Source organism: Aeromonas sp. s13 (assembly GCF_040907905.1).
In the GTDB taxonomy this organism is placed as follows: Bacteria; Pseudomonadota; Gammaproteobacteria; order Enterobacterales; family Aeromonadaceae; genus Aeromonas; species Aeromonas veronii.
The window spans coordinates 90,557-115,107 of record NZ_JBFOCS010000025.1 but is presented as its reverse complement, the minus strand read 5'-3'; the positions used below and the strand labels follow the sequence as shown (position 1 = coordinate 115,107).

General features: G+C 60.2%; 24 protein-coding genes and 1 riboswitch. Of the genes, 6 read left to right on the top strand and 18 right to left on the bottom strand.

The window, feature by feature from the left end; translation table 11 throughout:
* Positions 1-87 precede the first annotated feature (87 nt).
* The 13 genes from modA to moaA form a co-directional block, all read right to left on the bottom strand.
* Entirely contained in the window at positions 88-816 is a 729-nt protein-coding gene (gene modA / locus AB5Y82_RS03145) for a molybdate ABC transporter substrate-binding protein (protein ID WP_368173638.1), read from the bottom strand.
* An 87-nt stretch (positions 817-903) separates the two neighbouring features.
* Positions 904-1,377 (bottom strand): molybdopterin synthase catalytic subunit MoaE, encoded by a 474-nt coding sequence (gene moaE, locus AB5Y82_RS03140; RefSeq protein ID WP_110302478.1) that lies wholly within the window; start codon positions 1,375-1,377, stop codon positions 904-906.
* Positions 1,378-1,477: 100 nt separating this feature from the next.
* On the bottom strand, positions 1,478-1,723 hold the full coding sequence (moaD, locus tag AB5Y82_RS03135; RefSeq protein ID WP_113739135.1) for a molybdopterin synthase sulfur carrier subunit: 246 nt from the start codon (positions 1,721-1,723) through the stop codon (positions 1,478-1,480).
* The gene (moaC, locus tag AB5Y82_RS03130) at positions 1,720-2,244 is read right to left on the bottom strand and encodes a cyclic pyranopterin monophosphate synthase MoaC (protein ID WP_110302479.1); all 525 of its coding nucleotides are present in this window, start codon (positions 2,242-2,244) and stop codon (positions 1,720-1,722) included. Before moaC ends, moaD begins: the two co-directional genes overlap by 4 nt.
* Before the next feature lie 9 nt (positions 2,245-2,253).
* A complete protein-coding gene (moaB, locus tag AB5Y82_RS03125) occupies positions 2,254-2,760 on the bottom strand; it encodes a molybdenum cofactor biosynthesis protein B (protein WP_005344126.1) in 507 nt (168 codons plus the stop codon).
* 242 nt (positions 2,761-3,002) lie between these two features.
* Positions 3,003-3,593 carry a cytochrome c3 family protein gene (locus AB5Y82_RS03120; protein WP_005353459.1) on the bottom strand — a complete coding sequence of 197 codons (591 nt, stop codon included), beginning with the start codon at positions 3,591-3,593 and terminating at the stop codon, positions 3,003-3,005.
* An 11-nt stretch (positions 3,594-3,604) separates the two neighbouring features.
* Entirely contained in the window at positions 3,605-4,060 is a 456-nt protein-coding gene (locus AB5Y82_RS03115; RefSeq protein ID WP_005334452.1) for a nitrate reductase cytochrome c-type subunit, read from the bottom strand.
* Positions 4,060-4,935 (bottom strand): quinol dehydrogenase ferredoxin subunit NapH, encoded by an 876-nt coding sequence (napH, locus tag AB5Y82_RS03110; RefSeq protein ID WP_368173637.1) that lies wholly within the window; start codon positions 4,933-4,935, stop codon positions 4,060-4,062. The genes AB5Y82_RS03115 and napH overlap by 1 nt, the downstream gene beginning before the upstream one ends.
* The gene (napG, locus tag AB5Y82_RS03105; RefSeq protein WP_368173636.1) at positions 4,932-5,669 is read right to left on the bottom strand and encodes a ferredoxin-type protein NapG; all 738 of its coding nucleotides are present in this window, start codon (positions 5,667-5,669) and stop codon (positions 4,932-4,934) included. The genes napH and napG overlap by 4 nt, the downstream gene beginning before the upstream one ends.
* A 16-nt stretch (positions 5,670-5,685) precedes the next feature.
* Entirely contained in the window at positions 5,686-8,175 is a 2,490-nt protein-coding gene (gene napA, locus AB5Y82_RS03100) for a nitrate reductase catalytic subunit NapA (protein WP_111901423.1), read from the bottom strand.
* Positions 8,176-8,276: 101 nt separating this feature from the next.
* The gene (locus tag AB5Y82_RS03095; RefSeq protein ID WP_031227438.1) at positions 8,277-8,531 is read right to left on the bottom strand and encodes a chaperone NapD; all 255 of its coding nucleotides are present in this window, start codon (positions 8,529-8,531) and stop codon (positions 8,277-8,279) included.
* Positions 8,532-8,560: 29 nt separating this feature from the next.
* Positions 8,561-9,103, bottom strand: a complete 543-nt coding sequence (gene napF / locus AB5Y82_RS03090; RefSeq protein ID WP_111901422.1) for a ferredoxin-type protein NapF — start codon at positions 9,101-9,103, stop codon at positions 8,561-8,563.
* 238 nt (positions 9,104-9,341) lie between these two features.
* Positions 9,342-10,337 carry a GTP 3',8-cyclase MoaA gene (gene moaA, locus AB5Y82_RS03085; RefSeq protein ID WP_111901421.1) on the bottom strand — a complete coding sequence of 332 codons (996 nt, stop codon included), beginning with the start codon at positions 10,335-10,337 and terminating at the stop codon, positions 9,342-9,344.
* A riboswitch (molybdenum cofactor riboswitch) is annotated at positions 10,325-10,465 on the bottom strand. Its footprint overlaps the gene before it by 13 nt.
* Positions 10,466-10,543: 78 nt before the next feature.
* Here moaA and narQ point away from each other — a divergent pair.
* The 3 genes from narQ to AB5Y82_RS03070 all read left to right on the top strand — a co-directional run bounded on the left by narQ (position 10,544) and on the right by AB5Y82_RS03070 (position 13,573).
* Complete coding sequence (narQ, locus tag AB5Y82_RS03080; RefSeq protein ID WP_005334468.1) at positions 10,544-12,256, top strand: nitrate/nitrite two-component system sensor histidine kinase NarQ; 1,713 nt, start codon at positions 10,544-10,546, stop codon at positions 12,254-12,256.
* The gene (gene narL, locus AB5Y82_RS03075; protein WP_005334471.1) at positions 12,256-12,894 is read left to right on the top strand and encodes a two-component system response regulator NarL; all 639 of its coding nucleotides are present in this window, start codon (positions 12,256-12,258) and stop codon (positions 12,892-12,894) included. Before narQ ends, narL begins: the two co-directional genes overlap by 1 nt.
* Positions 12,895-12,997: 103 nt before the next feature.
* On the top strand, positions 12,998-13,573 hold the full coding sequence (locus AB5Y82_RS03070) for an LON peptidase substrate-binding domain-containing protein (RefSeq protein WP_005334473.1): 576 nt from the start codon (positions 12,998-13,000) through the stop codon (positions 13,571-13,573).
* 249 nt (positions 13,574-13,822) lie between these two features.
* Here the strand turns inward: AB5Y82_RS03070 and AB5Y82_RS03065 are convergent, their stop codons facing one another.
* Together AB5Y82_RS03065 and AB5Y82_RS03060 are read right to left on the bottom strand one after the other, a co-directional pair.
* Positions 13,823-15,919 carry an ATP-binding protein gene (locus tag AB5Y82_RS03065; RefSeq protein WP_162632644.1) on the bottom strand — a complete coding sequence of 699 codons (2,097 nt, stop codon included), beginning with the start codon at positions 15,917-15,919 and terminating at the stop codon, positions 13,823-13,825.
* Between the two features lie 31 nt (positions 15,920-15,950).
* The gene (locus AB5Y82_RS03060; protein ID WP_368173635.1) at positions 15,951-17,135 is read right to left on the bottom strand and encodes an FIST signal transduction protein; all 1,185 of its coding nucleotides are present in this window, start codon (positions 17,133-17,135) and stop codon (positions 15,951-15,953) included.
* A gap of 113 nt (positions 17,136-17,248) precedes the next feature.
* Between AB5Y82_RS03060 and yvcK the strand changes: the two genes are divergently transcribed.
* A complete protein-coding gene (gene yvcK / locus AB5Y82_RS03055) occupies positions 17,249-18,163 on the top strand; it encodes a uridine diphosphate-N-acetylglucosamine-binding protein YvcK (RefSeq protein ID WP_047438497.1) in 915 nt (304 codons plus the stop codon).
* A gap of 39 nt (positions 18,164-18,202) precedes the next feature.
* Here yvcK and AB5Y82_RS03050 read toward each other — a convergent pair whose 3' ends face one another.
* The 3 genes from AB5Y82_RS03050 to lpcA form a co-directional block, all read right to left on the bottom strand.
* Positions 18,203-18,538 (bottom strand): Hpt domain-containing protein, encoded by a 336-nt coding sequence (locus AB5Y82_RS03050; protein WP_120415726.1) that lies wholly within the window; start codon positions 18,536-18,538, stop codon positions 18,203-18,205.
* Between the two features lie 291 nt (positions 18,539-18,829).
* Positions 18,830-19,639: a class II glutamine amidotransferase gene (locus AB5Y82_RS03045; RefSeq protein ID WP_005353514.1), complete on the bottom strand. Its 810-nt coding sequence runs from the start codon at positions 19,637-19,639 to the stop codon at positions 18,830-18,832.
* Positions 19,640-19,803: 164 nt separating this feature from the next.
* The gene (lpcA, locus tag AB5Y82_RS03040; protein WP_005353517.1) at positions 19,804-20,382 is read right to left on the bottom strand and encodes a D-sedoheptulose 7-phosphate isomerase; all 579 of its coding nucleotides are present in this window, start codon (positions 20,380-20,382) and stop codon (positions 19,804-19,806) included.
* Between the two features lie 256 nt (positions 20,383-20,638).
* Between lpcA and fadE the strand changes: the two genes are divergently transcribed.
* Both fadE and AB5Y82_RS03030 read left to right on the top strand, forming a co-directional pair.
* Complete coding sequence (gene fadE / locus AB5Y82_RS03035; protein WP_042054645.1) at positions 20,639-23,095, top strand: acyl-CoA dehydrogenase FadE; 2,457 nt, start codon at positions 20,639-20,641, stop codon at positions 23,093-23,095.
* Positions 23,096-23,274: 179 nt separating this feature from the next.
* Positions 23,275-24,549 (top strand): amidohydrolase, encoded by a 1,275-nt coding sequence (locus AB5Y82_RS03030; protein WP_368173634.1) that lies wholly within the window; start codon positions 23,275-23,277, stop codon positions 24,547-24,549.
* The last annotated feature ends 2 nt before the right edge of the window (positions 24,550-24,551 follow it).

Here is a 24,551-nt window from a genome sequence, read left to right as displayed (position 1 = left end):
CCCCCAACGGCATGGTATCCATCCTTATTGCAAAGAGTGGCCGACCCGAAGGCCGACCACTCAGGATATCGCATCAGGCCCATTCCCTTATTGGGGCAAGGCATAACCAGCAGCCTTGATCTGCGCCTGACCCGGCCCCTTGAGCCAGGCGACCAGCGCCTCGACCGCGGCGCCTTTCTTCAATACCAGCCCCTGCTGCTCGATGGGGGGATAGAAGCTCGCAGGCACTGCCCAGGCTTCACCAGTCTTGCCCGCCTCAACCAGATTGGCCCAGGCGACAAAGCCCAGCTCGGCATTGCCGGTGTCGACAAATTGCCAGGTCTGGCCGATGTTGGCGCCGGTCAGCAACCGGTACTGCTTGGGATCGATCTTGAGATGGGTGAGGGTCGCCATGGCGGCAGCACCATAGGGAGCTGTGCGGACATTGGCGATGGCAAGGTTGCCTTTCCAGCTACGCAGGGTCGCCTCGTCAGGGGCCGGCCCCCCTTTCTTCCACAGCCCCAGCTGGCCGATGGCGTAGGTGAAGCGATCGCTCCCCTTGCCCTCTTTTTCCAGCTTCTCGGGGGTCGCCGCATCGGCGGAGAGGAAGAGATCGAACGGTGCGCCGTGACTGATCTGGGTGTAGAGCACTCCGGTGGCGGCAGACGAGATGGCCAGGGTGTGGCCGGTCTTGGCGGTGAACTCCTTGCCGATACGCTCTATGGTGCCCTTGAAGTTGGCCGCCACGGCCACTTTCACTTCATCGGCCTGCACGGCACCGGTATGCAAGGTGGCGGCGCAGACGCCGGCGATGACAACAGATAACAGCGGTTTCATTCCCTTTCTCCTGATGGGGCCCGCACATCCGCGCCCCTTGGCGGGGCCGTGGTTCCCGTTGAACCTGCGCCCCTCGTGATGAACAGGTCAGGCTTGCCAACGGGCGGCGGCGGCGTTGTCGCGATCAAGCGCCTCGACCCAGCGTTGCACCCCCTCGGCGGTCAGCTCTTTTTTCCAGAACGGCGCCCGGGTTTTCAAGAAATCCATGATGAAGTGACAGGCGTCAAAGGCGGCGTCGCGGTGGGCACTGCTCACCGCCACCAGCACGATCTGATCGCCAAGCCACAACTCGCCGATACGATGAATGAGGGTACACTCCTGCAGCGGCCAGCGGCGACGGGCCTCCTGTACGATATCGGCCAGCGCCTTCTCGGTCATACCGGGGTAGTGCTCGAGGGCCAGCCCCTTCACCTCCTCCCCCTGATTGAAGTCGCGCACCTTGCCAACGAAAGTGACAATGGCGCCACTGTCTGGGCGGGTGGCGAGGCGGGCATATTCGTCCGCCAGCGAGAAATCCTCCCGCTGGACCAGAATGCGATCGGTCATGGTTGCCTCGCTCATCCTTAACCTCCGGTCGTTACTGGAGGGGCAGGGAAGAAGGCCACCTCATCGCCACCACACAGCTCAGAGGTGCGATCCACAGTCATTATTTCACTCATCATCAACCTCCGGTCACCGGTGGGAAGAAGGCCACCTCATCGCCATCATTGATGGGGGTATCGAGGGACACCAGGGTCTGATTGACCGCGACCAAGAGCTTGCCAGCTTCCAGCGCCAGCGCCCACTTGTCGCCGCGTTCACTGAGCGCCGCGCGCAGTTGTTCGGCAGTGGCGTAGTCGCACGGCAGGCTCAGCTCATCGCAGGCCACCAGCTCTCTTACTTGCGCAAAAAAAAGTACCTTGATCATGCTTGTTCCCCGCTATTTGACCCCAACTGAAAATGGCCGGACTTGCCGCCCTTTTTCTCTACCAGCCGCACCTGTTCGATCACCATGTCCTTTTGCACCGCCTTGCACATGTCGTAGATGGTCAACGCCGCTACCGACGCGGCGGTCAGCGCCTCCATCTCTACCCCGGTCTTGCCGGAGAGCTTGCAGAGGGTGCGGATATGCACCCGATTCTGCTCGGCCAGCGGCACTATCTCCACCTCGACTTTGGTCAAGGCCAGCGGATGACAGAGGGGGATAAGATCAGAGGTCTTCTTGGCGGCCATGATGCCGGCGATGCGGGCGGTGGCGAACACGTCACCCTTGTGATGCTGGCCGCTCAGGATCAGCGCCAGCGTCTCGGGGGCCATGGCAACAAACGCCTCGGCACGGGCTTCGCGCTCGGTCACCTGCTTGTCGGTCACATCCACCATATGGGCTTCGCCGCTCTGATTCAGATGCGTCAGGTTGGGCTGGGTCTGCTTGGGATCGGTCTGGTTCATCACTTGCTCTCAGAGGTGGGAGACAAAGTTGCACGGCTTGGTGCGGGCATCGAGCTGATCGCGGATCAGTTGCTCCCAACCCAGCTGACAGGCGCCGGTGGAGCCGGGCAGGCAGCAGATCAGGGTGCGATTGGCGAGTCCCGCCAGCGCACGGCTCTGCATGGCGGAGCCTTTAATCTCGGCAAAAGAGAGTTGACGGAACATCTCGCCAAAACCCTGTACGGTGCGCTCGAACAGCACACCGACCGCTTCCGGTACCCGGTTCTGTTCATTGAAGCCGGTACCGCCGTTAATCAGTACCACCTGCACCCCCTCATCGGCGATCCACTCGCTCACCCGCGCGCGGATACGAAACAGGTTGTCCGGGCAGAGTGCCCGATCGGCCAGCTGATGGCCCGCGTCGGTAAGGGCCGAGACCAGATAGTCGCCCGAGCTGTCATCGGCGGCAGTGCGGCTGTCGGAGACCGTCAGCACGGCGATCTTGAGGGGAATAAATGCGTTGTGTTTCTGTCCCATCGGGCAGCTCCTTGTGGCTATGGGCCGTCAACGAGGCAGGAAGAGAAGGGGTATGAGAGGCCAGCTGTCAGGGCGCAAAAACGGACGCAGACAGGAGTGACCAACTTGCTCAAGCGTGTGACGGCGGGCTGATTCTATCAAAGGTTTCACGAGATATGGGATTTAAAAGACACACAAATCTGATGCTTGTCCCATATATGAACAAAACGCAGGCCGGGGAAACCCGGCCTGTCGTCGCAGGATCAGAACCCTTTCACCCCGGTCATGTCGGGCAGCTGGTGAGCAATCCCCTTGTGACAGTCGATACAGGTACTTTCACCACTGGCCAGATTGGTAGAGTGCATCTTGGCAGCACGCTGCCCCTGCAGGGAGAAGTCCATATACTCGAAGTTGTGGCAGTTGCGGCACTCGCGCGAATCAGTCTCTTTCATCCGCTGCCACTCCCGCTCCGCCATCTCGCGCCGGTGCGACTCGAACTTCTCACGGGTATCCACCTTGCCGGTGATCATGCCCCACAGCTCCTTGGAAGCCTGAACCTTGCGGATGATCTTGTAGGTCCACTCGTGCGGTACGTGGCAATCCGGGCAGCTGGCCCGCACGCCGGAGCGGTTGGCGTAGTGGATGGTGTCGCGGTACTCCTCGAACACGTTGTCCTTCATCTCGTGACAGCTGGTGCAGAAGGCCTCGGTGTTGGATGCTTCCATGGCGGTGTTGAAGCCACCCCAGAAAATCACGCCACCGAAGAAGCCCATCAGCAGGATGACCCAGAGAGCCGCCTTAGATGGTGATTTGAAGGTGGTCCACAGACGCTGGATAAAGCCGGGTAATTTCATCTATGGATTCCTCAGTTCAGCGCTTCAACCGGTTTAAAGGTATTTTCCACCAGCGGCTTGGCATCCGCTTGTGGTACATGGCACTGCAGGCAGAAGTAGCGACGCGGCGACACTTCACCCAGGGTCAGGCCGTCGCGGGTCTCGAAGTGAGTCGGACTGATCTTGGGGGCCTTCATGGCACTGGCATTCTTGAAGCTGTGGCAAGCCAGGCACTTGTTGACCTTGGTATCCACCTCATAGTTGCGAATGTCGTGGGGGATCAGCGGCGGCTGATGCATGTACTGGCGATCATAGGGCGCGCCATCCTTGCGGAAGTTTTTCAGGGGAGCGGCGGTGGCATCGGTCACCAGATCGGTGGCGCCACGCTCGGACTTGAGGCCACCGGTACTGTTGGTGATCTCGGGGGCCGCTGCCATCAAGGATCCCGCCATCAGGCAGGCCAGCATTGCTCCAATCAGCTTTTTCATTATTTGTTCTCCGACGTTTTTTCTGCCTTGACGGCAAAACCTACAGTGATTTCAAAAACTTGCTCCGCGCAGACATCGATGCAGCGGCCACAGTTGGTACACTCCTGAGCCGCAATCAAGGGCCCGTGACCGCGCTTGGCACCATGAACAGGCCCGCGCAGGATGGGACGCTCCGGGCAGACCGCATAACAATCCATGCAGTTGTTGCACCGCTCGCGCCCCTTGGCAGAAATCTTGATAAATCCGACCCGGTTGACCAGGGCATAGAAGGCCCCCACCGGACAGAGATGACCGCACCAGCCCCGCTCAACCACGAAGAGATCGAACAGGAATAGCGCCGCCAGCAGGACCCAGCCCGCCCCCATGCCAAACAGCAGACCGCGCATGGCGAGCGACACCGGATTGACCAACTCCCACGCCATCATCCCGACCCCCGCTGGCACCACCAGCACCATGGCCAGCAACCAGTAGCGGGTCGCACGGCTGAACTGGCCGTTGCCCTTTAATCCAAGTCGCCCCCGGAGCCAGGCTGCGGCATCCGTGATGAGGTTGACCGGACAGACCCAGGAGCAGAACACCCGCCCCCCGACCAGCCAGTAACCGGCCAGCACGATGGCAGCCCCCAACCAGAGGGTGGTGATGGGCCAGTGGCCCGCCATCAGCGACTGCAACAGCGTGAGGGGATCGGTCAGCGGCACAGTCTCCAGCAACAGCGAGCTGGAGAGGTTGCCCTTGAGGATCCAGATACCCGCCAGCGGCCCCAGCAAAAACAGCCCGAGCACGCTGAACTGACTCAGCCGACGCAGCAACAGGAAGCGGTGGGAACGCCACCACCCCAGCTTGATGCGAGCCTCTTCCCCCGGATAACGACTCATAACCCCTCCGGTTTGCGGGTGGGCAGGGTGAGCCTGTCGCCGATGAGCGACTTGTTCCCCGCCTTGGCCTTCTCTTCCCAGCCGAGTCGGTAGTGATGACCCAGCTCACCTTTGGCGAGCTGACGTGGCACCACCTTGATGGCGGCCTCCTCCAGCACGCAGGCATGCTCACACTTGCCACAGCCGGTACAGACATCGCTGTGTACCGTGGGCAGGAACATGGCGTGTTTGCCGGTACGCTGGTTATGCTGCAGCTCAAGAGTGATCGCCTTGTCAATCAGCGGGCAGACCCGATAACAGACATCGCAGCGCAGCCCCAGATAGTTGAGGCAGGTCTCGTGATCGATGAGCACTGCCACCCCCATCCGGGCCTGATCGATGTCGGTCATCTGCTGATCCAGCGCACCGCTCGGACAGGCCACCACACAAGGGATGTCATCACACATCTCGCAGGGCACGGCACGCGCCTTGAAATAAGGGGTACCAGTGGTCACAGGGTCAAACAGCCGGGCGAGCTTGAGGGTGTCGTAGGGGCAGGCCTCGACGCAGAGCCCGCAACGCACGCAGGCGCTGAGGAACTCTGTTTCATCGAGGGCGGCGGGCGGACGCAGCGCCTGGGCAGGCACAGCTTGTGCCTGCTGGCGGGACACGCCACCGAGCCCCACGCCAAGCAGGCCCACACCGCAGGCCCCCTTGGCCATGTCGGCCAGAAACTGGCGACGACTACGACTCATCTCGTACTCCCCCGCCTCAGGCCTTCATCACCTTGACGGCGCACTTCTTGTAATCGGTCTCTTTCGAGAGCGGATCGGTGGCGTCCAGGGTCAGCTTGTTGACCAGCTGGCTCGCATCAAAGAAGGGCATGAAGACCAGTCCTTTCGGCGGACGGTTGCGACCACGGGTCTCGACCCGGGTCTTCACCTCACCACGGCGGGAGGAGACGATCACCTCTTCCCCACGACGCACGCCGCGAGCCTTGGCATCGTCCGGGTGCATGAAGAGCACCGCATCCGGGAAGGCGCGATAAAGCTCGGGTACCCGACGGGTCATGGTGCCAGTGTGCCAGTGCTCCAGCACGCGGCCGGTGGAGAGCCACAGATCGTACTCTTTATCGGGCGACTCGGCGGCGGGCTCGAACGGCAGGGCGAAGATGACCGCCTTGCCATCGGGCTTGCCATAAAAACGCACCCCCTCGCCCGCTTTCACATAGGGGTCAAACCCTTCGCGATAGCGCCACAGGGTCTCTTTGCCATCTACCACAGGCCAGCGCAGACCGCGGGCTTCGTGGTACTGATCGAACGGCGCCAGATCGTGGCCGTGACCGCGACCGAAGGTGGCGTACTCCTCGAACAAGCCCTTCTGGACGTAGAACCCGAAGTGCTCGGCTTCGTCGTTCAGCATCCCCTTGCTCTGCTCTTTCGGGAACTGGTTGACCTGACCGTTGGCATAGAGCACGTCGAACAGGGTTGTACCCTTCACTTCCGGCATCTTGGCAATCAGTTCAGCCGGCCACACTTCCTCAACCTTGAAGCGCTTGGAGAATTCCATCAGCTGCCACAAGTCGGACTTGGCCCCTTCCGGCGCTTTCACCTGCTGGTGCCAGAACTGGGTGCGGCGCTCGGCGTTGCCGTAGGCCCCCTCTTTCTCCACCCACATGGCGGTGGGCAGAATGAGGTCAGCGACCTGAGCAGTGACGGTCGGGTACGGGTCGGAGACCACGATGAAGTTGCGCGGGTCGCGATAGCCAGGCAGGCGATCGGTATTCATGTTGGGGCCGGCCTGCATGTTGTTGTTGCACATCACCCAGTAGGCGTTGAGCTTGCCATCTTTGAGCATGCGATCCTGCAGCACGGCGTGGAAACCCACCTTGTCGGGAATGGTCCCCTCCGGCAGTTTCCAGATCTTCTCGGCAATGGCGCGGTGTTTGGGCTCGGTCACCACCATGTCGGCAGGCAGACGGTGGGCAAAGGTACCCACTTCACGCGCGGTGCCACAGGCAGAGGGCTGGCCGGTCAGTGAGAAAGGACCATTACCCGGCTCGGAGATCTTGCCGGTCAGCAGGTGGATGTTGTAGCAGAGGTTGTTGGCCCAGACGCCACGGGTATGCTGGTTGAAGCCCATGGTCCAGTAAGAGACCACCTTCTTGCTCGGGTCGGCATAGAGCTTGGCCAGCTTTTCCAGCTTCTCTTTGGAGACGCCGGAGAGCTTGGAGACCGACTCCACATCGTAATCCGCCACGAACTTGGCAAACTCCTCGAAGGTCATCGGAGTGGCATCGCCACTGTCCGGGTTCTTCGCTTTCTGCTGCAGCGGATCGGTCGGGCGCAGGCCGTAACCGATGTCGGTGACCCCCTTCTTGAACACTGTGTGCTTGTTGACGAAGTCCCAGTTCACCTTGTCGTTCTGGATGATGTAGTTGGCGACATAGTTGAGGATCGCCAGGTCGGTCTGCGGAGTGAACACCATGCCGTTGTCCGCCAGCTCGAAGCTGCGGTGCTCGAAGGTCGAGAGCACGTGCACCTGCACATCCGGGTTGGAGAGGCGACGATCGGACATCCGCGACCAGAGGATGGGGTGCATCTCGGCCATGTTGGAGCCCCACAGCACGAACGCATCGGCCTGCTCGATATCGTCGTAGCAGCCCATCGGCTCGTCCATGCCGAAGGTACGCATGAAGCCGACGACCGCAGAGGCCATGCAGTGACGAGCATTGGGGTCAATGTTGTTGGAGCGGAAACCGGCCTTCATCAGCTTGGCGGCGGCATAGCCTTCCCAGACGGTCCACTGGCCGGAGCCGAACATGCCGACAGCGGTCGGCCCCTTCTCTTTCAGGGTTGCCTTGAACTTCTCGGCCATGATGTCGAACGCCTGATCCCAGCTGATGGGGGCAAAGTCGCCATCCTTGTCGAACTGGCCGTTCTTCATCCGCAGCATCGGCTGGGTCAGGCGATCCTGGCCATACATGATTTTGGAGAGGAAGTAACCCTTGATGCAGTTGAGGCCACGGTTGACCGGCGCATCGGGGTCACCCTGAGTCGCCACGACCCGACCATCCTGAGAGCCCACCAGCACGGAGCAGCCGGTACCGCAGAAGCGGCAGGGAGCCTTATCCCAATGGATGGCCGTCTTGTCGGTACTGGTGATGAGATTGGCTGCCAGCGTGGGGGCACTGACACCGGCCACGGCAGCGGCAGCTGCCACCGCGTTGGCCTTCATAAAGTCGCGTCGACTCAGCTTCATGGCATATCCTCACATTGCTTATCGCGTAATAGTTGTCGAATCTGTCGAACGGGAGCCAGCCATCAGCGGCAGAGGGCACGCCCGGCATCCCATCACTCTTTTCAGTGACCGCCCAGTTCATCGAACTGGTGGTAAATCAGGGCGGCAGAGAGCACACCCGGCATCGCCTGTATCGCATCAATGGCCGCCATGATCGGCCGCTGGCTCGGACCTTCCAGGGTCACGACCAGCTTGCCCTCGTCACTGACGGCGTGGATCTCGGCCCCTTCAAGGGCGCCAATCTGCTCGGCGAGCTGATGGCGTAATGGGGGCTGGGTCAGCACCACCAGACTCGATACATGGAACTCCTGATCCATTGTGGCTTCTGTGTCACACGGCTTCTGACTCATTCTGACTCCTGCTTGAGGGTGTGCTGGCTCGCACCACCGGATGGGGCGGCTCGCCCGTCGACCTTGATGCTGCCAACCGGACAATCTTGCACACAGGCGCCGCAGCCATTACAGCGATCCGGCTCGACCGTCGGGGTGGGCACACACCCCAGCACCGGAATAAAACGAATGGCATTGGGCTCGCAGCTGTCCTGACAGCGCTGGCAGAACACCTGACCATTGGCCAGACAGTTGGCTTCGATATGGGCCTTATAGTGCCAGGGGGACTCGCTGGTCGGGCGAAACAGCGGCGCCTTGCAGACCGTGACGCACTCGGTGCAGAAGGTGCATTCGCCACGCTGGAAATCGACCACCGGAAAACCACCCTCGCCATTCACCAGGATCTGCTCCGGACAGGCAGCCAGACAGTCCCCGCAGCGGGTGCAGTCGGCGACAAATGCCGACCAGTTGACTGACCAGGGCAACTGCACCGGCGGTTCGGCAGTTCTCAGCCGCCCCCGGAACAGGCCGCGGCGGGCAAGATCGATCTCATCCGGCATGTTGACTCCTGTTCTGGTGAAAAAGGGGACAGTACGAGTCCATGATTGGCATTCTTGATACCAATTATAAGAGTGGGTGTATATTGCGGCCCTGACAAGGTAAGGGATATACCACCAGGGAGATAAACAGGGGGGATTTTTGCGCCAGATCAAAGCCTTGCAGCGCAATAAAAATGGAGGTATCGGTTAAAATACCTCCATGTGAGGATTGCTATTTAATCGTTGGCGATTTTTGCGGTTATCCGCCGATCGAGGCGAGATGAGGGGTGATGCCGGCATTGCCGTCATGGAGACGATGGGTGGCACTCTTGCCCGCCAGTGCCGCGCGAATGCGCTGTTGCAGCTCATCAGATTGCCCATCTGCGCCGAGCAGATCCCGCAGGTCGATGCCGTTGTCGCCAAACAGGCACAGATGCAGCTTCCCCAGCGAGGAGACCCGCAGCCGGTTGCAACCGGCACAGAAATCCTTGCTATAGGGCATGATGAGCCCCACTCCACCTTGCGAATCGGGGTGCATAAAGACCTGCGCCGGACCGTCATCCGAGCCCCGCAACTGCTGCACCCAGCCGCTCTCCAGCAAGCGCTGTTTGATCTGCTCGCCGCTGACATGGTGGTCACGAAACAGGGTATCCATCTCGCCGGTCTGCATCAGCTCGATAAAGCGCAGCTCGATGGGCTTGTGCCTGATCCAGCCCAGAAAGGCATCAAGCTGGTAGTCGTTGAGCCCCTTGAGCAGCACCGCATTGATCTTCACCGATTTGAAACCGGCGGCCAGTGCTGCTTCGATCCCCTCCATCACTTCGGCCAGCTTGTTCTCACCGGTGATCTGGTGAAACTGGCGCGGGTCGAGACTGTCGACACTGACATTCAGCGCGTTGAGTCCTGCATCAAACCACTCCTGAGCCCGCTCCTTGAGGCGATAGCCGTTGGTGGTCATGGCGACCTTCTCGATGCCCGGGGTGGTGGCAATCACCTTGACGATCTCGGTAAAATCGCGGCGTAGGGAGGGCTCGCCCCCCGTGATGCGCACCTTGCGGGTGCCCATGGCGGCAAAACCGCTGACCACGCGGCGGATCTCGTCAATCGAGAGAAAGGGTTGACGCCCCGCTTTGTGACCTTCCGGGGGGCGATAGCCGTCAGGCAAGCAATAGGTGCAACGGAAATTGCACACATCGGTCACTGACAGACGTAAATAGTAAAAACGACGGGAAAAACCATCTTCAAGTGGCAACATAAACACCTTTCCAAATACGGGAGGCCAGGGCATTTCTTTCCTGACCCTTACAGCTCGAACGTCGGCTGACGGCTGGTTTCCCCCTATCGCTAGGACTTAGGCAAAACCGCTCGGAGTTCATCTAGTTTTTCGATGCTAACACAAGTTGGAGTACACTCCCACGCATCTTGCGGGGTCCTTATCACTATTCAGAGGTGCGCATCAGTATGGGAAAACGGTTCAGGGTCCATTCGGTCAGCAGTGCCATTGGCCGCGCCATGGTGTTGATCCTCTTCATGGCCAGCCTGATCGCGCTGGTCGCCATGGTCACCCTCTTCTACTCGGTACCCGATGCCAAGGCAATCAACCTCTCCGGTTCGCTGCGGATGCAGGCCTACCGGATGGCCTACGAAATCGAGCGGGGCGACAGCGTGCTGGGGCGCCTCTCCCAGTTTGAAGAGACCCTGCACGCCGAAGAGCTGCAGGAGACCCAGCGCTGGATCACTCCTGCCTCCCTGCGTCGCACCTATGGCGAGGTGCTCGGCCAGTGGCAGGTAATGCGCCAGCACATCGAGGATCGCACCCCCAGACGGTACACCGATAACACCGAGCAGTTTGTGGCGGCCATCGACAATTTCGTCAATCAGATGCAGTACCACGTGGAATTCAAGGTGCGGATGCTGGCACTGGCAGAGGGGCTCGGCCTGCTGGCCATCATCACCATCGCCTGGTTCACGGTGCGCTTCACCCGCCAGCAGGTGGTCGCCCCCCTCAACCAGCTGGTCTACTGCGCCCGCCAGATCCAGCGGCAGGATTTCGATCTTAAGCTGCCCGCCCACGGCGAAAACGAGCTGGGGGAGCTGTCGCGCGCCTTCGTCACCATGGCGGACGAGCTGGGCAAACTCTATCGGGAGCTGGAAAACAAGGTGGAAGAGAAAACCGCCAAGCTGCAACAGGCCAACGACACCCTCTCGTTTCTCTACTCGACCGCCCAAAAGCTGCACGCTGCCCCGCTCAGCACCCGTACCCTTATCAAACTGCTGGACAGGGCTGCCGCCCACCAGCATATCGACCATATCCGGCTGACCCGCTTCGAGCACAATGCCATGCCGGTCTATATCTCGGGGCGCACCGGCTGGCCCGGCGATCTCGATGCGGTCGCCAGCTTCTATCTGCAGATGGATGAGCAGGAGTTCGGCCGCCTCGACATCATCAGCCAACACCCCATCGATGAGCGGTTGATCAAGAACTTCACCATGCTGCTGGCTCAGGTGCTGCACAAAGACCAGACCCTGCTGCAACAGCAGCGCCTGTTGCTGATGGAGGAGCGGGCGGTGATCGCCCGGGAGCTGCACGACTCGCTGGCGCAGGCCCTATCTTATCTCAAGATCCAGTCCACCCTGCTCAAGCGCTCTTACGCCAAGGGGCAGCATGACAAGGCGCAGGAGGCGATGCAGCAGATCGACGAGGGGCTTAGCAATGCCTATACCCAGTTGCGCGAACTGCTTGGCACCTTCCGTCTCACCATTGGCGATGCCAATCTGGGGGAAGCGATCCGCGTCATGCTCGATCAGCTGCAACCCCAGACCCAGGCCGAAATCCGGTTCCATTACGGACTGGCCGACAACGACCTGGAGGCGGGCCAGCATATCCACATTTTGCAGCTGATCCGTGAGGCAGTGCTCAATGCCATCAAACATGCCAACGCGCAAGTGATTGATGTTAGCTGTGAGACCCTCGCCAGTGGTAACATTGAGGTTCAGATTTCAGATGACGGTGTCGGGATCGGACTCGCCAGCTCGGCGATCAACCATTACGGGTTGAGCATCATGAACGAGCGCGCCAGCAAACTGCACGGTCTGCTGACCATCAACGAGCAGCAACCACAAGGCACCTGCGTGCATCTGACCTTTCCCACCAGTCTAGCGAGAGACGCCTGATGGACGAGATGAAATACACAGTTCTGGTCGTAGATGACCATCCCCTCATGCGCAAAGGGATTGTGCAGTTGCTGGCTCTGGAAGAGAACATGGAAGTGACCGGTGAAGCCTCCAACGGCACAGATGCCGTGGCGCTGGCCAAAGAGTCCGAGCCGGATCTGATCCTGCTCGACCTCAACATGAAGGGGCTCTCCGGCCTCGATACCCTCAAGGCGCTGCGGGCCGAAGAGATCACCTCCCGGGTGGTGATCCTCACCGTCTCCGATGCCCGTCAGGATGTGGTGGCTTTGCTCAAGGCCGGTGCCGACGGCTACCTGCTCAAGGATACCGAGCCTGATCTGCTGCTGGCCCAGCTGGCCGATGTGATGACCGGCAAGCAGATCCTGAGCGAGCCGCTGCGCCCCTATCTCGAAAACATCTACGAGCTGGATCACCTGCAGCAGAAGCTGGAAAGCTTAACGCGTCGCGAAATGCAAATCCTGCGCGAAATTGCAAAAGGCCTCTCCAACAAACAGGTCGCCTCGGTACTCCATATCTCCGAGGGAACGGTCAAGGTTCACGTGAAGAGCCTGCTGAAGAAACTCGAGGCGCAAAGCCGCGTGGAAGCGGCTGTCATGTATCTGGAGCAGCGCAACTAAGCGCCCTCAACCGCCCGAAAAGCCACCCTCCGGTGGCTTTTTTCATTCTCTGGCACAGTCGCTGCATTGTCATATTCAGCAACTACTCAACGGAGGATGGAACATGAAACTACAACCTTTGGCACTGTTCCCCTTGCCTTCCCACATACTGCCGGGCGGCAAGCTTCCTCTGCGTCTGTTCGAGCCACGCCACCTGCAGATGCTCAAGGAGTCATTCATCAACGATCAGGGCTTTGGCATCGTGATGGAAGAGTCGACCACCTCGGGACAATCCGGCCGCATTCTGCCGGTGGGCACCCGGGTCAAGGTGACTGACTTCTACACCCTTAATGATGGCCTGCTGGGGGTGACGGTGCTGGGACTGGAGCGCTTCTGCATCCACGAGATGGAAACAGACGAGATGGGCCTACGCCGGGCCAAGGTGGAGATGCTGCCCAACTGGCCGAGCACCCACTCAGATTTCAACGACAAGCTGCTGGTCAATCGCCTGCGGGAAGTGTTCGAGCAGTATCCGGAGCTTGATGAGCTCTATCCGGACAAGCGCTTTGAAGATGCCGCCTGGCTCTGCCAACGCTGGCTCGAGATATTGCCGATGCCGATTTATGAAAAGCAGATGCTGATTGCCAAACAAAACAGCGAAGCGGCCCGTAAATTTCTGCATCGCCTGATTTCACAATGACAAAAACAGCGTTGCAAAATGCAATTATTCCAACAATGAAAATGTGAAATTCGCATTTTGCGAGTAAGTAGGAACGCAAAACGCCATAATAAGAGAGAGCCGCTGCGCTAAACGGCCAAAATTGAACACAAAAGAGTCCCTGAAAAGTTGGCACAGATTTTTCATATAGATTGATACAACCCGATTTATCCCGTGCTCTCTTCAGTATTTGCTGAAGAACTGGTCAACCCACAAAGTTGACCATTTTTTTTATCCGCGCGTCGGCAACCGCTGACCAAAGTGACGCTGCAAACACTCTCTCAACCGTGACAAGGTGATAGGCTTGGCGAGAAAGTCATCCATCCCCTGCGCCAGACAGCACGCCTTGTCCTCCGCCATCGCATTGGCTGTCAGGGCGACAATAGGCATGGTGCATCCCAACTCACGCAAGCGTCGGGTCGCTTCCAGTCCGTCCATCAGGGGCATCCGCATATCCATCAGGATCAGATCCGGGAGCTGCTCATCCACCTGCGCCAGCGCCTCCAGACCGTTGGCTGCCAGCCGCACCTTGCCCACCAGTTTTTGCAGCATCAGCGACACCACCAACTGGTTCACCGGGCTGTCCTCCACCACCAGCACATCCAGTGGCAGCAGTGCCGAAGCCCCCTCCTCCCGCTGCGGCTGGCTATGACAAGGCAGCGCCATGCCGGGCAGTTCGAACCAGAAACAGCTTCCCTTGCCCGGCTCGCTCTTCAGGTGGATCTCTCCCCCCATAAGCGTCACCAGACGCTTGCTGATGGCAAGACCGAGGCCGGTACCGGAAAAACGCCGGGTGGCCGAGTTGTCGACCTGGGAGAAGGGTTCAAACAGCAGCGCCTGATCCGCATCGGCGATCCCGATCCCGGTGTCGGAGACCGAGATCAGCAGCTTCTCATCCTGCCAACCCAGGTGCAGTGTCACCTGCCCCTGCTCGGTAAACTTGAGGGCGTTGTCCAGCAGATTGCCCATCACCTGTGACAAACGCATCGGATCACCCTGTAACTCCCGGGGCACAGACTCATCGACCCGATAAACCAGCGCGATCCCCTTCGCGGCGGCACGGGTTTGCAGCGGCTCGACCAGGGATTGGCAAAGCTGGACGGGCTGCAGGGTCTCGCAGTGAAACACCAGGGTTTGCGACTCGATTTTCGAAAAATCGAGCACGTCGTCGATGATGGTTTGCAGCAATCTGGCCGAGTGGGTGGCATGGCGCAGCAGGCTCTGTTGCTCCGGCGCCAGCTCGGCATGCTGCACCAGATCGAGCATCCCCAACACCGCATTCATGGGCGAACGGATCTCGTGGGTCATCATGGCCAAAAACTGGGACTTGGCACGGTTGGCCGCTTCGGCCTCATCCCGTGCCCGCGCCAGCTCCTCTTCACGGCGGATCTGGTTGCTGATATCCCGGGCAGTGCCACGATAACCGATAAACTGGGCATCATGGTCAAAACAGGGCTCGGCGCTCACTTCCATCCAGCAGGGGCCGTGTTGCAGCGCAACCTGCATCCGCACCCCTCGCACCGGCTGGCGCAGCTCCAAAAGCTGCAGGTATTTCTGGGCATCGCAGCTCTGCTTGTTGCAGACGTAGTCATAGAGGGTCGGCCGGGTCGCTTGCGGGGTCATCTCATCCAGATAACCCGGCTCAGAGGCGTAACTAAGGCGATGCTCGGCATCTGTCTCCCAGAACCAGTCCGAAGCCATGGCGGCGAAGCTGCGAAAACGGCGTTCGCTGGCCTGCAACGCTTCGGTTTTTACCGCAACCTGCTCCTGCAAGCGGGCCCGATAGGTGATGTTGACCAGCGCCTGGGCGATAAGCGGACGACATCGCTCCATGGCGGCCTTGCTGGTGAGATCGAAGGTGCCCGCCCGAGCGTGGCGGCAGATGAGGGTGGCGGTAAAACCGGGGGCCTGCAGCCCGGTCAGCATCACGCTGGCCCAGCCCGGCTCGCTTGCCAGCGGCGCCAGCTCGGGCAGCTGGGCGGGATCGTAAATCACCAGGGTTTCACCCGAGATGGCGCGGGCAAATGCCGGGGTCATGCGCCAGCTGCGGGCAGCGAGCATAGGCTCGGTACTGAGGTGGGTACACCCCTGCTCCCCTTCCCAGGCCACCACATCCGCGTGCTCAAAGCCGATAAAGGGTTTGAGCACCTGGATAAGGCTCTCCAGCACCTGCTCCAGCGTCTTGGCATCGGCGAGGGTGGCAACCCCCCCCAGCAGAGTCTGGGACTCGTGACGATACTTGGCCTCGCGCTCGCGGCAACGCATAAGATCGACCAGCGTGGTCTGCAATTTGTCGCCGAGGGCTTCCAGTTCACTGTTGCCAATCATCTTGTTGCCTGCTCTGTTATGTTCTGCCGACTCAACGGGTCAGGAAAATCACGCTCGATACCATCAGGTTACCGTGAGCCAGCTCGCCATTGGGCAGCCGCCCCTGCTCGCCGAAGGTAAAGGGGGTGATAAAGGGGATCTTGCCGAGGCGAGCCTGGCTCTGCTCGACAAATTGGCACAACACATCACCTAGCGCCAAACGACAACCAGCACAAAAAATGATGAGAGCGCCGATAGGCTGCAATTCCACGTCGACCCCATACCCTGGCTCGATACGCATGGCATTGAGGCTGCGCTGCAACAACCCTTCCTGACTGCTGTACATCAACAGCAGACGCTCCCCTTGCACCACATCGGTAAAGAGCCGCAGCCCGCCCTGTTCGGTCACAGCTTCGGGGTGGGAGAGTTTGTAGTAAGGAATGCCATCCAGCGCCCCCACCTGACGGGCCAGCGGGGTGAGCGTGGTCTCCCGCAAAATCGCCCCCACCGGCCAGGGCTGCTCGCGCCCGCACCAGCGGGCATAGACCTCGGCAGCAGGCTGGTGATCGATGGTGAGTACCTCCCGCCCGTTGCAGGCGGTGATCTCGCCACTGAATTCGGCAGGCACATAACCGGAGTGAAACTGAAAAGCGAGCTGGCAATCGGGATAGAGCACCGCCAGACCGATGCCATCCTGAGCTACCGCCTCATCCCAGCAGAGCTGCCAGTCACCGCTGACACTGCTATCAGCCGCGGATCCTCCGACCACCGGCACCGAGGCACCGAGTTCGGCCTCGATACCGGCCAGCAGCCCCTCCTCCTTGCCGGGACTGGCATGAAACAGGATCAGCTGGGGCAGCTCGCCCGGTCGACCACAATCGCTCATGGCTCGGCGCAGCAACTGTCGCACATCCACCCCGTCACCGCTGGCACCGGCTACACCGAATGCCCCTTTCTCATCGTACAGGGCAGCAACGGCCAGCCCATATCCGTCTCGGGCGTGGTGTCCCATCTCGGTCATGACGCCACCGCAAGAGCTGCACCCAAGCAAGCGGGTCGTCGGGAACTGGCGTTTGAGCGCGTCGCGCAGTATCGCCCCCTCATGGGCTTGGGTAAAATAGAGTAACAGCAGGGAGGGGGCCTGATCGGCATGGTGGCGCAGCTGCGCGCAGATATCTTGGGCCGCCAGCGATGAATTCTGGGCGAGGGAGTGAACGGTCAGAAATTTCAACACCATCTCCTTGTTTTATCGAATGGCAGCCTCAAGCAAAAATCATACCTTTATCAAACAATTATCTCGCTTCGCTTGCTAACATAGCGGTCAACTGAGACCAATAACAGGACGCCCATATGTGGCAAAAAAACATCAATGACTTCGATCGGGTCGTTGCCATCGGTGGTGGCCATGGCATGGGACGAGTGCTTTCGTCCCTCTCGTTTCTCGGTCAACGGCTCACCGGCATCGTCGCCACCACAGATGATGGTGGCTCGACCGGACGCCTGCGCAAGAGTCAGGAGTGCATCGCCTGGGGCGATCTGCGCAACTGCCTGAACCAGCTGGTGACCGATCCCAGCATCGGCAGCCTGTTGTTCGAGTACCGCTTTGCCGGCAAAGGCGAGCTGGCGGGCCACAACCTTGGCAACCTGATGCTGCTGGCGCTCGATAATCTCTGTGTCCGTCCTCTTGATGCTATCAAGCTGATCAGTGACATGCTCAAAATCGAGTCACAATTGCTACCCATGTCTGAATTTCCCACCGATCTCTGCGCCCATATGGAGTGTGGCACCCAGATCCTGGGAGAGGTATCAATCGATCAACTGGCAACCCCTCCCCTCTCCCTCGGCCTGATGCCGGAAGTGCAAGCGACCCGGGAAGCGGTGCTGGCATTGCAGCAGGCGGACATGATCATTCTGGGGCCGGGCAGTTTCCTCACCTCCATCATGCCGCCACTGCTGCTGGCCGAGATCGCCCAGGCCATCAACGAGAGCAGCGCCATGCTGGTTTTCGTCTGCAATCTGGTGGCGGAAAACGGCCCTGCCAGTCAGCTGGATCTGATGAGTCAGTGTCGCTGGCTGGAATCCCGGGTCGGTCAGGGTCGGCTGGATGCCATCCTGGCCCCACAAGGCGCGGGTGATGCGGGGGACTGGCAGGGGCGAGTGATCGAAGCCGAGCTGGGCGAGCTTGAGCTGCCCCATCGGCACGATCGGTTGAAGCTGAAACTGGCGCTGGACCGAATCATCCAGCAACTGCTCAACCAGCGTTAGGCAACGGTCACGGCGCCCCGGCATCCCTGCATGGCGCCGTTACTGATAATCGGCAAGAAACGCGAGCACTTGGGGCAAGGATGCCTCCAGCAGTTGCAATTGGCGCTCTGCCTCGGCCACATCGGCCTGCTTGCTGGCCATCTCCAGCGCCATCACCTGCTGATAGCTCGGCATGGCGCCGTAGCTGCCACAGGATGATTTCATGCTGTGCGCCACCCGAGCCAGCACCTCCCACTCTCCCTGTTCATAGAGGGGTCTGAGCTGACTCAGCTGCTCGCCCACCTCTTCAATAAAGACTGCGATGACCACGGGCAGCATATCCGGACCGATATCCTCTGCCAGCTGCTGCAACACCTTGCGATCCACCCACTCCATGCGAGGCTCCTCCAGAACGGTATTCAAACAGACCATACTATAGATAGTTTTCGATGTCGTGGCTCACGACCAAGCTGTGATGAAGCACCCGATTGGATGGCTCAGGGAATAAAGTGGCAAAAAATGTGATCAGTATCGAAATAGCGATGCTGAAACGCCCGTCAAGACAACAACTTGATTGCCACAAATTAACAATTGATCAACACTCAATGCCGTCAGAGTGATGATGCTCAGCAACACCTCTCATCCCTTTTGCCTTTTATGGCTGCTGCGAAGAACCAGGGTAGGTATCTACCCTGGTATTTTTTTATCTTGCTCAAGCGCGACCTGATTGGTCGCCACCCGCTCCCCCATGCGAAACAGATTGAATTCGCCGGGCGCCATTTTGACCCAATTCTCATTGCCGGTCAGCGGACGGGTGGTGATCAGGGTCACCACATCGTTGGGGGTGGTCTCCCTTTGAAAGTCGATCACCACCTCCTCATCCAGCAGGCTCGCCTCGCCAAAGGGCGCACAGCGAGTCAGCCAGTGCAGGTTGTTGCTGCAGTAGCTCATCACATACTCCCCGTCCGAGAGCAGCATGTTGAACACCCCGAATGCTCTGAGCTCGTCACACAGGGTGGCGAGATAGCGAAACATGGCGGGAAAGTTTGCAGGACGCTTGGGATATTTTTGCTCCAGCCGGTCGAGCAGCCAGCAGAAGGCGTGCTCGCTGTCGGTATCCCCCACCGGCCGGTGGCGGCCGGTTGGCAGCTTCTTGTAGCCGGTCAGCTGACCGTTGTGGGCGAAGGTCCAGTAACGGCCCCACAGCTCACGGGTAAAGGGGTGGGTATTTTCCAGCGACACGCAGCCACGGTTGGCTTGCCGAATGTGGCTGACTACGGCGCAGCTCTTGATGGGCAGCGCTTGTACCAGTCTGGCGATGGGAGATTGGGCGCTGGGCTCGGGATCCTTGAAGGTGCGAAAGCCCTTCCCTTCGTAAAAGGTGATCCCCCAGCCATCCTTGTGGGGCCCGGTCTTGCCGCCGCGCAGCATCAACCCGGTAAAGCTGAAGCAGATATCGGTCGGCACATTGGCACTCATGCCGAGCAGTTCGCACATATCCGGCAGACTCCTTTCATGATTTGGCTTGTGTCATGTTCGACCAGCACGCTGGTTCGACAGACAGCAGGGGAAGGCGCAATCCCTTCCCCTGTGACTGGCAACAACCGGCCGATGGCGAACCATGCTACCGGCGCAGCCCTTAACTGGTAGTTATGGCCTGATTACTTGACCATCTCTTTTTCGACCAGCTGGATCAGGATGTGGATCACCTTGATGTGCACTTCCTGAATACGGTCGGCATAGCCAAAGTGCGGCACGCGGATCTCGACATCCGCCAGACCTGCCATCTTGCCGCCATCCTTGCCGGTCAGGGCGATCACTTTCATCCCTTTGGCACGGGCCGCTTCGATGGCTTTCAGGATATTGCCGGAGTTGCCGCTGGTGGAGATGCCAAGCAGCACGTCGCCACGGCGGCCGACCGCTTCTACGTAGCGGGAGAAGACATAGTCATAGCCAAAGTCGTTGGAGACGCAGGAGAGGTGGCTCGGATCGGAGATGGCGATACCGGCATAACCCGGGCGGTTCTCGCGGTAACGACCGGTCAGCTCTTCGGCGAAGTGCATGGCGTCACAGTGGGAGCCACCGTTGCCACAAGAGAGCACCTTGCCCTCTTCTTTGAAAGAGTCGGCCAGCAGTTTGGCGGCCGCTTCGATGTTTTTCAGGTTCTGCTCATCAGCCAGGAAGGCCTGCAGCACGCTGGCAGCTTCGGTCAGTTCATTGCGGATCAATTCTTGGTACATGATGTCTCTTCCACTGTTTTTAGTGTGCGTGTAGATCGCGGCTATTCTCGCACAAGCGAATCGCACAGTCGCCCCCCCTGCGAGCCACAGCGCTGGCGGCGCGTGAGCGTTATGGGGATCACAGAGAGAAGGTAATGAAGATGTAAACAGCTTGATAACTTTGTGCGTATGAATTACAACAGTGGCCATACCCAACAGGTCAGACCTCTGGATCAGTTACGCCACGTTGGCAACCTAACCACGCAAGGAGCAAGCAATGACGACGACCCTCACTCTGCTCGGGGTGATCCTGGTTATCGGAGCCCTGGCCTATCGCCGGGCATCCCTGTTCATCTCCACCCTGGTCACCGGCGCCGCCCTGGTGCTTGGCGCCATCTATGGTCATGTGCCCTTGCTGGTATGGGCGCTGTTCGCGGTGATCGCCATCCCGCTCAATCTGGTGGAATTTCGCCGCAATCAAATAACCAAGCCGCTGTTCAAGATCTACAAATCGATCATGCCGGAAATGTCCCGCACCGAGAAAGAGGCGATTGAAGCGGGCACAACTTGGTGGGAAGCCGACCTGTTCGCGGGCAACCCAGACTGGAAAAAGCTGCACGCCATCCCGGTCAGCACCCTCTCTGCCGAAGAGCAGGCCTTTATGGATGGCCCGGTCGAGGAAGTGTGCCGCATGGTGAGCGACTGGGAAGTGACCCACGAGCGCGCGGATCTCTCCCCCGAGGTGTGGCAATACCTGAAGGACAACAAGTTCTTCGCCATGATCATCAAGAAGAAATATGGCGGTCTGGAGTTCTCGGCCTACGCCCAGTCCTGTGTCCTGCAAAAGCTGTGCGGTGCCAGCGCCGTGCTCGCCTCCACCGTTGGCGTACCCAACTCGCTGGGCCCGGGCGAACTGCTGCAACACTATGGCACTGACGAGCAGAAGGATTACTACCTGCCCCGCCTGGCGGTAGGCAAAGAGATCCCCTGCTTCGCCCTGACCAGCCCGGAAGCGGGTTCTGATGCCGGTTCCATCCCCGACTTCGGTATCGTCTGCAAGGGCGAGTGGGAAGGCAAAGAGGTGCTCGGTATGCGCCTCACCTGGAACAAGCGCTACATCACGCTCGCCCCCATTGCTACCGTGCTGGGTCTGGCCTTCAAACTGCGTGACCCCGAGCACCTGCTGGGTGAAGAGGAAGAGCTCGGTATCACCTGCGCCCTCATTCCCACTCACATCAAGGGTGTCGGCATCGGCCGTCGCCACTTCCCGCTCAACGTGCCGTTCCAGAACGGCCCGACCCAGGGCAAGGATGTGTTCGTCCCGCTCGATTTCATCATCGGTGGCCCGGCCATGGCCGGTCAGGGCTGGCGTATGCTGGTCGAGTGTCTGTCGGTCGGCCGCGGTATCACCCTGCCCTCCAACAGCACCGGTGGCGTCAAGATGCTGGCCCTGGCGAGCGGCGCCTACAGCCGCATCCGTCGCCAGTTCAAGCTGCCCATCGGCAAGATGGAAGGGATTGAAGAGCCGCTGGCCCGCATCGGTGGCAACGCCTACATCATGGGCGCCGCAGCCAACCTGACCGTGACCGGTATCGACCTTGGCGAGAAGCCCTCGGTCATCTCCGCCATCGTCAAATACCACCTCACCGACCGTGCCCAGAAGTGCATCATCGATGCCATGGACATCCACGGCGGCAAGGCCATCTGCATGGGTCCCAACAACTATCTGGCCCGTGGCTATCAGGGTGCGCCCATCGCCGTTACGGTGGAAGGGGCCAACATCCTGACCCGCAGCATGATCATCTATGGTCAGGGCGCTATCCGCTGCCACCCGTATGTACTGCCGGAGATGCTGGCTGCCAGCCATCCCGACAAGGAGCAGGCGCTGAAAGATTTCGACAAGGCAGTATTCAGCCACGTCGGCTTTGCCATCAGCAACCTGGTGCGCAGCTTCTGGCTCGGTATCACCGGCGCACGCTTTGCCGCGGCCCCTTACAAGGACCAGACCAAGGGCTACTACCAACAGCTCTCCCGCCTCTCGGCCAACCTGGCGTTCCTGTCAGACATGGCGATGGGCACCCTGGGTGGCGAGCTCAAGCGCAAGGAGCGGGTCTCCGCCCGCCTTGGCGACGTGCTGAGCCAGCTCTATCTGGCCTCCAGCGCCCTCAAGCGCTATCAGGACGAGGGACGCCAGCAGGCCGATCTGCCGCTGCTGCACTGGGCACTGCAAGATGCCATGTTCAAGGCACAAGAGGCGATCGACGAGCTGCTGCGCAACTTCCCGAACCGCTGGATTGGCCTTGCCCTGCGTGCCGTGGTGCTGCCGCTGGGCCGTGACCTGAACCGTCCGTGCGACAAGCTGGACCAGCAAGTGGCCCGTCTGCTGCAAACCCCGAGCGAAACTCGCAGCCGCCTGGCCAAGGGCCAATACCTGACTCGCGAAGAGGGCAACCCCTTCGGTCTGCTGGAGCAGGCGCTCGATGACGTGCTGGCCGCCGAGCCGCTGTTCGAGAAAGTCTGCAAGAGCGATGGTATCAAGCGCCCCTTCATGGCACTGGACAAGGTGGCCGACATCGGCCTGGCCGCTGGCGTACTGACCCAGAGCGAAGCCGAGCTGCTGCGCCGCGCCGAGGTAAGTCGCCTGCGCACCATCAACGTCGATGATTTTGACCCCATCGATCTGGTGGCCAACAAGAAGCTGTTTGAAGCCTCCGCTTACCATCACGCGGCCTGATAACCAGCTATCGACAACGCCTCCCTTGTGGAGGCGTTTTTTATGGGTGCTCACCACTATTCACGGCCCGAACAGCCACCACTTGCACGCACAGCTCCCCCGACCAGCTGCCGGGCCCGTGTGGTCAGCCGGGAAAAAAGGCACAATAGCCGACAAATCGAATCACCAAGGAAGCCAAGATGACCCTTGAGCACCTGATCCTGTGGCGCCGCGACCTGCACCGCCTGCCGGAAGCCGCCTGGAAAGAGTTTCGCACCACCAGCCTGATTGCCCACCACCTGAGCGAGCTCGGTTATCGCATCGTGCTTGGCGACAAACTGCTGGCCAGCAATCTGATGATGGGCCGTGATGTGGATGTGGCGGCCGAGAAGGCCCGTGCCCGCCGTCAGGGAGCCCATCCCGACTGGCTGGAGCGGATCGGCGATGTCACTGGCCTGATGGGAGAGCTGGATACCGGCCGTCCCGGTCCGACCCTGGCCTTTCGCTTCGATATCGACGCGGTGGAGGTGGAAGAGTCCGATGCTGAACAACACCAGCCGCAGCAGGAGGGTTTTGCCTCCCACAACAAGGGGTGGATGCACGCCTGCGCTCACGATGGCCACACCGCCATCGGCATGGGGCTGGCCAGCCGCCTGATGGCGATGAAAGAGCAGCTGTGTGGTCGCATCAAGCTCTTCTTCCAGCCCGCCGAAGAGGGGTGCCGTGGTGGCAAGGCGCTGGCTGCCGGTGGCGCACTCGATGACGTGGATGCCCTGCTTTCGCTCCATATCGGTATTCACGCTGGCAGCGGCGAGCTGGTGATCAACCCCACCGAGTTTCTCTGCTCCACCAAGTTCGACGTCCACTTTATGGGCATCGCCGCCCACGCCGGGCTCGAGCCCAATGCCGGCAGCAATGCGCTGGCAGCCGCCTGCATGGCCACCACCGCCATGCTAGGCATCCCCCGCCACCGAGACGGCATGACCCGCATCAACGTCGGCCAGCTTCACGCTGGCAGCGGCCGCAACGTCATTCCCGATCATGCCGAGCTGCGCGGTGAAACCCGCGGCGCCGACAGCGCGCTCAACGACTACATGTTCAGTCAGGTACAGCGAATCGTCGAAGGGACTGCCCTCGCCCACGGCGTCACCTATCGCATCATCAAGCAAGGTGAGGCCATTGCGCTCGACAACAGCCCGGCGCTGCAGGCCGAGCTGGCGGCGCTGGCCCGCAAGCAGGGGCTCGCTACCATCCAGACTCGCCGCTTTGGTGCCAGCGAAGATGCCGGTTTTCTGATGGAGCGGGTGCAAAAGCAGGGAGGCGAAGCGGCTTACCTCATCCTGGGGGCCGATCTGGCGGCGCCGCACCATCACAACGAATTCGATTTCGATGAGCGGGTGATGCAAAGCGGGGTCGAGCTGCTGGCCGCCTGGGCACGCGCACGGCTGGGTGTGGCAGAAGCAGCCCTCTCTTGATA